The 9,765-nt window shown below is 50.1% G+C and carries 10 protein-coding genes; 1 reads left to right on the top strand and 9 read right to left on the bottom strand.

Annotated elements, in window-relative coordinates; all coding sequences use genetic code 11:
• The 3 genes from GRP75_RS13770 to GRP75_RS13780 form a co-directional block, all read right to left on the bottom strand.
• The coding region (locus GRP75_RS13770; protein WP_160789578.1) for a glycosyltransferase family 4 protein at positions 1-1,153 on the bottom strand (1,153 nt) is incomplete at its 3' end.
• Between the two features lie 33 nt (positions 1,154-1,186).
• Positions 1,187-2,413: a sialidase family protein gene (locus tag GRP75_RS13775; RefSeq protein ID WP_160789579.1), complete on the bottom strand. Its 1,227-nt coding sequence runs from the start codon at positions 2,411-2,413 to the stop codon at positions 1,187-1,189.
• On the bottom strand, positions 2,413-3,654 hold the full coding sequence (locus GRP75_RS13780) for a sialidase family protein (protein WP_160789580.1): 1,242 nt from the start codon (positions 3,652-3,654) through the stop codon (positions 2,413-2,415). The genes GRP75_RS13775 and GRP75_RS13780 overlap by 1 nt, the downstream gene beginning before the upstream one ends.
• A gap of 166 nt (positions 3,655-3,820) precedes the next feature.
• On the opposite strand from GRP75_RS13780, the gene GRP75_RS13785 reads away from it, so the two are divergent.
• Complete coding sequence (locus tag GRP75_RS13785) at positions 3,821-4,207, top strand: hypothetical protein (protein ID WP_235322319.1); 387 nt, start codon at positions 3,821-3,823, stop codon at positions 4,205-4,207.
• Here GRP75_RS13785 and GRP75_RS13790 read toward each other — a convergent pair.
• The 6 genes from GRP75_RS13790 to GRP75_RS13815 form a co-directional block, all read right to left on the bottom strand.
• On the bottom strand, positions 4,200-5,402 hold the full coding sequence (locus tag GRP75_RS13790; RefSeq protein ID WP_160789581.1) for a glycosyltransferase: 1,203 nt from the start codon (positions 5,400-5,402) through the stop codon (positions 4,200-4,202). The two genes, GRP75_RS13785 and GRP75_RS13790, sit on opposite strands and share 8 nt — an antisense overlap.
• Before the next feature lie 28 nt (positions 5,403-5,430).
• Complete coding sequence (locus GRP75_RS13795; protein WP_028541477.1) at positions 5,431-6,147, bottom strand: glycosyltransferase; 717 nt, start codon at positions 6,145-6,147, stop codon at positions 5,431-5,433.
• On the bottom strand, positions 6,144-7,142 hold the full coding sequence (locus GRP75_RS13800; RefSeq protein ID WP_160789582.1) for an NAD-dependent epimerase/dehydratase family protein: 999 nt from the start codon (positions 7,140-7,142) through the stop codon (positions 6,144-6,146). Before GRP75_RS13800 ends, GRP75_RS13795 begins: the two co-directional genes overlap by 4 nt.
• Complete coding sequence (locus GRP75_RS13805; protein ID WP_028541475.1) at positions 7,103-7,957, bottom strand: dTDP-4-dehydrorhamnose reductase family protein; 855 nt, start codon at positions 7,955-7,957, stop codon at positions 7,103-7,105. The genes GRP75_RS13800 and GRP75_RS13805 overlap by 40 nt, the downstream gene beginning before the upstream one ends.
• Entirely contained in the window at positions 7,954-8,940 is a 987-nt protein-coding gene (locus GRP75_RS13810) for a polysaccharide biosynthesis protein (RefSeq protein ID WP_025722608.1), read from the bottom strand. Before GRP75_RS13810 ends, GRP75_RS13805 begins: the two co-directional genes overlap by 4 nt.
• Positions 8,933-9,765 (bottom strand): UDP-N-acetyl glucosamine 2-epimerase (locus GRP75_RS13815; protein WP_160789583.1); only part of this gene is annotated, 833 nt, incomplete at its 5' end. The genes GRP75_RS13815 and GRP75_RS13810, both read right to left, overlap by 8 nt.

Consider the following 9,765-nt stretch of genomic DNA (forward strand, 5'->3'; position numbering starts at 1 on the left):
AATGCGCGGTCCCCCATGCTTTGGCATGTTTCCCCATAGCTATCCGCACTTCATCCTGAGCCAGCAAATGCTGCAAATGAGCTGCCAGTGCCTCCACATCGCCAACCGGGGAGACCAGTCCGGTGTGTTCATGCTTCACCATTTCCGGCAGTCCGCCCGCATCCGATACCACTGCCGGAAGCCCCATAATCTGCGCCTCCATGACCGAAAACGGCTGATTATCCTGTATGCTCGGATGGACAAAAAGGTCCGCCAGTTGTAAAAGAGCAGGTACATCTTCACGATGCCCCAGAAAAACCACGTCTTCTGCCAGCCCTAGCTCCTTCGCCTGTGTTTGAAGCTCTTCCCTTTTATCTCCCTCCCCGACAATCCAGCAAACCCAATCCGTACGACTTGCTTTCAGCAGACCAAGAGCGCTCATTAAATAATGCAGCCCTTTGATATATACCAGCCGTGAAGGACAAATCATAACTTTTTTCCCCTCAGGTCGTACTATGTCCGTTCCCCGGGCGTGGACTTCCCAGAAGTGCTCGGTATCCAATCCGTATTGGAAAGTAGCAATCTGCTGCTCAGGCACTTCGAACTCACGCACAAGCGTCTGTTTCATCCATTCTGTAGACGTAATGGTAATATCCGCGGATAGAGCGCCATAGTGCTCCAGCGCCCAATAATATTTCCACATCAACGTCTCTCGGTAACCCTCCTCATGATCCCTTTCCAGAGCCATCATGACTTCACGAGCCAGCGAGCCATGAATATTCGCTACCAACGCACTGTCCTTACGTTTGACCCGACTTAGAGCACGCGTCGCAATGACATCTTGCGTGTGAATAACATCATACTGCTCAACCCCGAAATACGCCGCTGCCAGCTCCATACAGTATCGATCCTTTTCCACCGTCTGCACCCATGAATCCAAATGTAATACAGGGACAGCCGATTCATTCAACTTCGTATGCAGCAGGGGCAGCAGTTGATCCTTCAGCAGCTCTCTATCTTCAAAAACAATATGGTATTTAGGTGTATCCGGTCCGTTCCCCATCAAGTCTACTGTGTGACCCAGTAGCTCCAGCCTCCGTTTAATTTGCAGCATAAAGGGCCATACGCCACCCAAATGAGGAATCGGCCAGTACGTAGCCAACAAAATTTTCAAAACAGCCTCACCTCCTCTGTCTCGTACGCTGAGCTACATTCCGTTACTTCCGTAAATTTGCTGGAAACCCGATAACGCATCTGTCCAGACCGCAAAAAATCCATTATTCGGCACGATCGTTACATCAATAAAATTACCGACCGTAACGACTGGAACCGGACTAATCCCGTTAGGATTAAAGGAGCTGTCTGTTATTCTGAGGTTCGTAAATGTATTTCCTCCGTTCGTTGATTCGGCCACAAATACGTCTAATAAAGAGGTCGTTATTTGATTGGTATAATATACGATCTTAATCACACCGGTCACAGGTGAAACATCAATAGCCGGGAAAAAATGCTGTGCCCCTGCACTAGCCCCTGTCACAGATTGCGGCGCAGTCCAGCTTAATCCGCCATCCACCGAACGGGCGAGCAGCACATCCGCATACCCTGCCCGATTATCCTGCCAGACCGCATAAAGTGTTCCCTGATTCGGGCTAGTAGAGCGATCCACCGCAATGTTGGCCATCGGCAGCACATTGAAGCCAAACCCGGCCACGGGCAACGGACTCGGAACCGGGACAACAGAAGATACAGGCAGCGAAGAACTGAATGCTGTCCCCCCATTGAAGGACACAATGACCTGATATTGGTTAACCGGATTAGTTACAATGTACCCGACATAAATCACCCCAGTAATGCTCACGGTGATTTCCCCCCGCGTGATCTGATTGGAGCCAGCGGTGAGCACCACGGGTGTATCCCACGTGATCCCTCCATCCTGCGAACGCTGGAAAAACATTACTGATCCGCCAAAAAAGTCAGGATTGTACTGATGCGTATAACATAAATAGATGTTTCCGGTATAGGAGCTGACCTGAGAAGTATCAAATTTCACGCCGACCTCAACATTATTGACAAATGTCCCATACCCCCGCTGGGCAATCACGGGCGGATCAAATGTATTACCGTTGTCTCTGGATACATAGGTAGCGATGGTACCGCTCAAGCCGTCTGCGGTAAATACGTGACAGGCTATGACAAACAAGTTGGGAAAACCGTAGCTGACGCTATGGGATTCCGCCCCTACATAGCCTGCTGGTAGCGGTAAAATCTGCTGTGTAAAGGAGACACCGCCGTTACCTGAACGGTATACCACCGTCAACGGCGGCCCTGTCGTAAAATCGATAGCCGCAGACACAATGGTACCGTCGAGCAGGTTGAAAGCTACACTCGGTTCCTGCGCCAGCCTTCCGTTAGGCGTAAGCTGTACGTTCGGCATCAGGACCCACCTCCCGGTACACCAGCAAAAATCGTCAGGCTGCCTGTACGCGTATCCGTCCAGACGGAAATGTAACTATTCGGCGGTACGATGGCGACATCAATATAGTCGCCGATCAGCTCTGATTCGCCTCCACCGACATTCGGATTAAAGGAGGTCGTCGTGAGACGGCTGTTCGTAAAGGTGTTGCCTCCATCTGACGATTGGGCGGCGAACACATCCAGATTAAAGCCGTCCAAGCGATTAGTATAGTACACGACAACGACCAATCCCGTCTTAGGCGACACCGAAATCGCAGGAAAGAAATTTTGCGAGCCGGGCGGGCTGTCCGTCACGATGATCGGAGCACTCCAGGTACCGCCAAAATCGCTTGATTTGGACAATAAAATATTGCTGTATCCCTGACCAAAATCCTGCCAAACGGCATATAGCGTATTTGTTGTGGAAGGCACACCCGAGCAGTCCGCGGCCAAGCTGGGGAAATTTAATATCCGAAAGTCATAACCAGGAACGGGCAAAGGATTGGGCACAAGCGTTATATTGGATACCAGTATATCCCCGCTAAAGGTAGCTCCTCCATCAAAGGAGCGCCGAATAAAAAAAGCCGGTGTTTGCGGACCCGTACGAATCCAACTGACATAGACACTTCCATATTTGTCGACCGCGGGCTCAGGTCGTTCTGTGGAAGATTGGATATTCGAAAGCAATAACGGTCGATCCCAAGTTAGTCCTCCATCGGTGGAACGCTGGTAGAACGCCGTAGATTGAGCATTAAAATCCACATTATATTGGCGGTTATACGTGACATAGACGTGCCCGAGATAGGGACTTGCCCCCGCATTATCCGTCGTAATATTAGTCCAGTCATTATTAATGTAATCTCCAAAGCCCGGATTAATGACCACCGGGGGGGAAAAGGTGGCCCCATCGTCCGTAGAGCGATAGATCACGACAGCCCCGTTCTCATTTCCCGGAAACACATGTGCGGATATGATGAAAATATTCGGGAAGAGATAGGCTACCATTCCTGCTTCTGCCCCTGTATATCCTGTTGGAATCGGCAGTAAAGAATCAGTCCAGTTCGCCCCAGCGTCCAATGAACGATACAGTCCAATGAGTGGGGGCCCACTACTAAAGTCAACAGCGACAGCTACAACGATATTCGGATTCAACAAATTAACGGCGACACTGGGCTCAAATTTGGGCAAACCGCTGGGTGTTACCTGAAAATTAAAGGGCATCGTGAGCATTCCCTTCATTATATAAATGGACATGCCTGAAGTGTTTCTATCAAAATGTACTTTTTTCAGCTCAGTCTACAGACAACCATACAAGCTTTCTTTTCAATAGATTCATAGTATAGAAGCATCCCTTCAGGGGTTTTCCAATATTCTGTTTTTTGAGAGGATGATTCGATTGGCTTTTACAACCGGATATATGACCAACACTAGAGATTTTGGTACTGCCTGCTCCAATGTTGTTGTGAATTTGGTTAATGAGGACACAGTAAATGCGGCAACTGTGACCATCCAAATTTTTTTCTCGCTTGTACCGGATACCAAGATCCCCTTATACGTGTCATCGGTTAACTTGCCTGCAAACTCTGTTGCCCGACGTACCTTCTTTGTGCAAGGGGTACTTGCCTATGAGGTACAATACAACGTAGTCTCCGCTGCACCTGCCAATGTTGTGCTTTCCAACTTTGGACTGGATCAGTTTGGTAATGTTGTACAGGAGCATCGTGTTCTTCAGTCGGAGCTGACCACAATCCCGGCGCTGTCTCCTGTTATTTAAAGTTGCCCTGCTCCAGTGCTTGATGCAATCTGTGGGTGTAATACACGTAATTCCATTCCGGCGGTACGGACTGAACCCCTCGGCCGCTGCCGATGGTTGAGTGGTCATCTGTATAGTAGGAAAAGGCATGTGTATCCTGTAATGGGCGCAACAAATCCGTCAGATACAGCAAATCCGTCACGGCAATATATGGTTTGACACCGAAGCATACAACAAAGCGGGTTGTTGTTTCACCAATAGCCTGAACCAGTGCTTCCTGGACCGAATAATGCTGACGTGGCGTTACGATTAACCGAGGATCGAGCATCATCGACAGGAAAGCGGCGGCTCCCTGTTCTGGCGTTAAATCCAGCAACCGTACCACACAATTGCTGTAGTGCTGCTCCAGCAGATTATCCAGCAATGATTCAGCTTGAGCCATATCCGTGACAGGCATTAAAATCGTCATTTCAAGTGGGATGCCCCGACGTGCTCTCGCCTCATGCTTGGCGATTTGGAATGCGTGCCGCCAGCGTCGGTGCTCCTTCTGGCTGTGCAGGCCGGCCGATACACTAAATGTGGAATTCACCCGGTAATCCATCAGGATCTCCGGGATGAATTTCATGCTGCACGTCTCGGTCAGCCGCAGCCAGTAATCATAATCCTCAACTGGTTGCAGCCGATAGCTGCCGATTTGACGGGCATATTTGCTTTTGTACATAAATGAAACCCCGACAATGCTGGCATTCAGCAATTCATGATGCGGCTGACCTTGGTACCGGATCAAAGCTTGTTGATGCTGCTCGTCATACAACGGGTTCCCACATGCGTCAACCTGGCGGAAAGTAGAGAACACAAGGCCGAGTGAGTCCGGTCCCTGCTCCAGCTCCTGCCGCAATCGTTCAATAAAGGAAAAATTATAAACATTGTCGCTGGATACCCAGGTCACATACTTGATCGCAGGATCTTTAAACAACTCATCGAATCCCCGATTAAGGGCGTGGGATACTCCTTTGTTCTGAGGGAGTGTAACCAACTGAACGCGCGGGTCTCCCATTGCTGCGTGGAGCGCTGGCCCCACCATTTCCGGCGCTCCGTCAATAACAATGATGAAGCGAAATGCCCTGTAGCTCTGGGCTAGTACGGATGAGATCGCAGCTTGCAGATAGCCGATATCCTGTTTGTACAGTGGCATAACAATCCCCGTATCTACCATATCAATCCCCCCTGACAGACTTTCGGCTTCATGAGGATAAACCGCTCAATACCTGACTGAAGCGATCTCGATAACGCGCTTGGGTTATGTTGTACTCCCGCTCCACAGCGGGCCAATGTTTTTTGGTTCCCATTTCATCATGCCAGCGGTAGTTAACCAAGGACTCGTTCAGAAAAGGAAATGGATATCCCGCTATCATTACTCGGTACCACATATCCAGATCATGTGTGTACGGTAGCAGTTCATCAAACAAACCGATATGTGCAAACAGCTCCTTTTTAAACATAACCGTGCATCCATTAACCGGATTTCCTTGCTGAAAAAAACGGTAAAACTCCGTCATAGACGGAAACACGGCGGCTGCCTGGTAGCTTGTGACTTGGCTGTATTGATTGATGAAATTGAAATTGGTGTGGGAGATGTACGCACCGTTTTCCACCATAAAAGAAACCTGATTATTAATTTTGTCCCTATGATAGGTATCGTCGGAGCTGAGCCACGCAATATATTCCCCGCTGGCATGTCGGATACCATGATTCAGGGCGCTGGCTGTTCCACCGTTGGATTTGCCCAAATAATGTATATACGGAAGATAGGCCTGAAGCATATCAACATGTTCCGTGGACCCGTCATCGACGACAATAATCTCGAGGGGCCCATAAGTTTGCTCTAGTGCACTTTGCAAAGCCTGATCCACATAGGCACAGTTATAAAAGGGAATGACGATTGTTACTTTTGGTCTCATATCGTTCCTTCCTTTCCAGCTCGGCGGTATTGAATCATATCCTCCAGAGATTGCCCCAGCTGTATGGTCGGCTTCCAGCCCATATCCTCCAGCTCTTTCGCACGATATGCCTCGGTGGATGCTGACTCTTCCACATCCCCCCATTGTATGGGGATAGATGTTTTGGCCAGCGCAACCATACGTTCCACGATATTGCCCAGTTCCACAATGCGGCCTGTGCAGACCGAGTAAACTTGGCCTGGCACCCCCTGTTCCAATAGCACACCGTATGCGCGAACGGCATCACGAACGTCGAGGAAATCACGTTGCGCATGTCGGGAAGATACCCGGAACGGGGCAGTTTCAGTTACGGACTGCCCCTGCAGACGTTCCGTCTGAACGATATACCCCGCGAGTAATGCACAAAATCCGGTAGATGGACCCGGACCGATCAAGTTGCAAGGCTCTGCCAGCATGACGGATTGTTCGAACAGCGCGCCCCACGAGAGCGCGACTGCCTCTTGAAGGCTTTTGCTAAGGCTGTATGGATGTGTTGGATGATACGGAGCCTGCAAAGCCGTCTTTAGCCGAGAGCCCGCCACGACAATTCTAGCTTTGGGGAAAGGTCGCAGTACATCGAGCAGATACAGGGTGGACAGTACATTGGATTCCATGTATAGCAGGGGACTCTGCCAAGATTCAGGGACGGAATTTTTACCACCCAGGTGAAGCACATAATCCGGAGCAATCTGTCTAATGACTTCGCCCAGACGTTTCTTGTCGAGCAAATCACACACATAAGGCGTAATACAGTTACGGGTCTCCGCCTCTGGACTGTTATTTTCATCATCGCGAGCCAGTAAGATCAGTTCTGGGACGGAAGCGGCAGTGCGAGTCAGCGCCGCTACCTCCCAGCCGAGCTTTGCAAAATGGCGACAGGCATGCATCCCGGTATAGCCCGCCGCTCCAGTAATGACTATGACAGGCCGACGTTGTTCCGCTGTGCTTCCGTCCATTCCAGCAGCTCCTTCAGCATGATGCTGTAGTGAGGAACATCGTAGTGCAGATCGGCCCGGGTAGAACGAAGCGTCCGGTCCTGCACCGGCTCATCTTTCGGCACGATCCGAATATCCTCCCTATTCCAGATGTCTTTGAACAGCAGCAGCAAATCATGCTTGCTGATCGGTTCAGGGTGAACCAGATGAATGAGTCCGTCCAGCGGCTCATTCATCTGCACCTGTATCGCCTTCGCTAATTCCAGCGTCGTAACCCCGTTCCAAAAGACCCGGCGATACCCGTTAACGTCTCCGCTCTGCTGCAAGAACCAGTGCAGCAGACCAATGCCTCCCGGCCGAATTTCCGGCCCGATAATGGAGGTACGGATAGTCAAATGTCCTGCTGCCTTTACTTCTCCGAGTATTTTCGTCAAAGCATAGGCACTTGTCCCATCGGGTTGATCCGTCTCTTTATATAAACCTGGTACCCGATTTCCCTCGAATACGCAATCCGTGCTGATATGAATCAGTCGGGCACCAATACTGTCCGCTGTTCGCCGGAGAAGATGTGGCAGCAATCCATTGATTTGGTATGCTGCGATCTGATTCTCCCCGGCATGCTGATTCAGTACGCCTACCGCGTTAATAATAACGTCTGGCCGTACACTCCGTACCAGCTGCTCCACCATAAAGCTGTCCTTTACATCCAGCAGCAGACCGCCTTTATTTTCGGGATCACGGGTGGTGTAAAACACGTTATACCCGCTCTGGTTTTGGAAATACTTCACCAGAACATGGCCCGCCATGCCGTTACCACCCAAAATAAGCAGCTTCATTTGATGAACCCCCCGCTTTGGAGAATGCTGCGAATCTCCTCTTTGGACATCAAATTGAACTCCGAGCTAAAGCTGCTGAACGACACCGGAGGGCACTGAGTATAGCGGTCCTTTAATTGAGGAATATTCAGCGTTGGGAGAATAACCAAATATTGCTCGTCATAGACTACCGTCGTCAGGCTTTCAAAGTCACTCATCAGAATTTCATGAATTTTCTCGCCGGGACGCACACCTTTTTCTACAATTTCTACGTTTTCCACACCTGAATCCTCAATGAGCACCTCAGCCAAGTCCACAATACGGCAGGTTGGCATGGTCATAATAAAAATTTCCCCGCCGACACTTTCCACCGAGGCTTTGAACAGGAGACTGATCGCATCACGCAAGGTCAGGAAGAAGCGGGTCATGTTCATGTCTGTGATCGAAACCTTGCCCTTTTGGCGAATCTGGCTTTGGAACAGATGCACCACGCTTCCGTTTGTGCCCAAAACATTACCGCCGCGCACCGTCACGAAACGTGTATCGCTATTCAGCAGATTGGCGTAAACAATCAGTTTTTCTCCAATCGCCTTCGTCATGCCGTAAAAATTAGACGGATTTGCGGCCTTGTCAGTCGATATATAAATGACTTTCTTTACCTGATTGGCAACAGCGGCCTCGATCACGTTTTGGGTGCCTACGACATTGGTTTTGAGTGCCTCATAGGGCTGATCCTCACAGACGGGAACGTGCTTGAGCGCTGCCAAATGAAATACATAGTCCACTCCTTGACAAGCGGTAGTCAGCGCATCCTTATCCCGAATATCTCCAATACAGAAGCTGAGTCGTTCATCCTCAAACTGCCTGTTCATGGCAACCTGACTGGATTCTCCACGTGAAAAGATAATGACCTCTTTGGGGTTACGCGGCAGTAACTGGGCAACCAGCTCATGCCCCCAGGAGCCGGTACCGCCGGTAACCAAGATACGTTGGTTTTCAAACATGCCGTTTCCCTCCAAGCAGAAATTTAACTACCTTATCCGACACATCTTCCGCCAGATAGCCCGCAGGACATTGCCACTTATGGGTCATCCCGGTCATTATGGCTACCGCGTTTGCTATAACCTCGCCATCAAGACCAGACACGATATTGCTGCCGCAATCTACTGTTTCCGGCCGTTCGGTCGTCCGGCGCATCGTAACCGTCGGTACCCCCATGACACAGCATTCTTCCTGTACGGTACCACTGTCCGTCAAAGCGCAGCGGGCATGCCGCTCCAGCAGAACGAAGTCAAAAAAACCGAACGGTTCGTGAAATTCCACTAGCGGGTCAAGCTGGATCGGCGGATGGCTTGCGATTCGGGCGGCAGTGCGGGGATGAATACTGCAAATGACCCGCTGCCCGAACTGCTGGGCTACCCGGTTAAGACCATCTAAAATAGCCAGCAAATGCGGTGGATGGTCGACATTTTCAGCTCTGTGAGCAGTGACCAGGAAATATTCTCCCGGCGACAGTCCCAACTTTTTCAAAATTCCACTGTCCGATACCTCTTTCTTATAGTGCTGCATCACTTCGTAGATCGGATTTCCAGTCAGTATAATTCGTTGACTTGGAAAGCCTTCACGTAGTAGGTGCTGCTTGCTTTGCTCCGTATAAGGCATATTAATGCTAGATATTGCATCAATGACACGCCGATTCTTCTCCTCCGGCACATCCAGATCATAACAGCGGTTCCCCGCCTCCATATGCACGACCGGGTAACCCATACGTTCCGCAAGCAAGGCACATAAGGCGCTGTTCGTATCACCGAGCAATAACACATGATCAG

This window comes from Paenibacillus sp. OT2-17, from assembly GCF_009827695.1.
Lineage (GTDB): Bacteria > Bacillota > Bacilli > Paenibacillales > Paenibacillaceae > Paenibacillus > Paenibacillus polymyxa_B.

Excerpts from the sequence above, each read along its gene's own strand:
- GRP75_RS13780 (WP_160789580.1), bottom strand. The coding sequence starts at position 3,654 with ATGCCCTTTAATTTTCAGGTAACACCCAGCGGTTTGCCCAAATTTGAG.
- GRP75_RS13800 (WP_160789582.1), bottom strand. The coding sequence starts at position 7,142 with ATGGACGGAAGCACAGCGGAACAACGTCGGCCTGTCATAGTCATTACT.
- GRP75_RS13785 (WP_235322319.1), top strand. The coding sequence starts at position 3,821 with ATGATTCGATTGGCTTTTACAACCGGATATATGACCAACACTAGAGAT.
- GRP75_RS13805 (WP_028541475.1), bottom strand. The coding sequence starts at position 7,957 with ATGAAGCTGCTTATTTTGGGTGGTAACGGCATGGCGGGCCATGTTCTG.
- GRP75_RS13795 (WP_028541477.1), bottom strand. The coding sequence starts at position 6,147 with ATGAGACCAAAAGTAACAATCGTCATTCCCTTTTATAACTGTGCCTAT.
- GRP75_RS13810 (WP_025722608.1), bottom strand. The coding sequence starts at position 8,940 with ATGTTTGAAAACCAACGTATCTTGGTTACCGGCGGTACCGGCTCCTGG.
- GRP75_RS13775 (WP_160789579.1), bottom strand. The coding sequence starts at position 2,413 with ATGCCGAACGTACAGCTTACGCCTAACGGAAGGCTGGCGCAGGAACCG.
- GRP75_RS13790 (WP_160789581.1), bottom strand. The coding sequence starts at position 5,402 with ATGGTAGATACGGGGATTGTTATGCCACTGTACAAACAGGATATCGGC.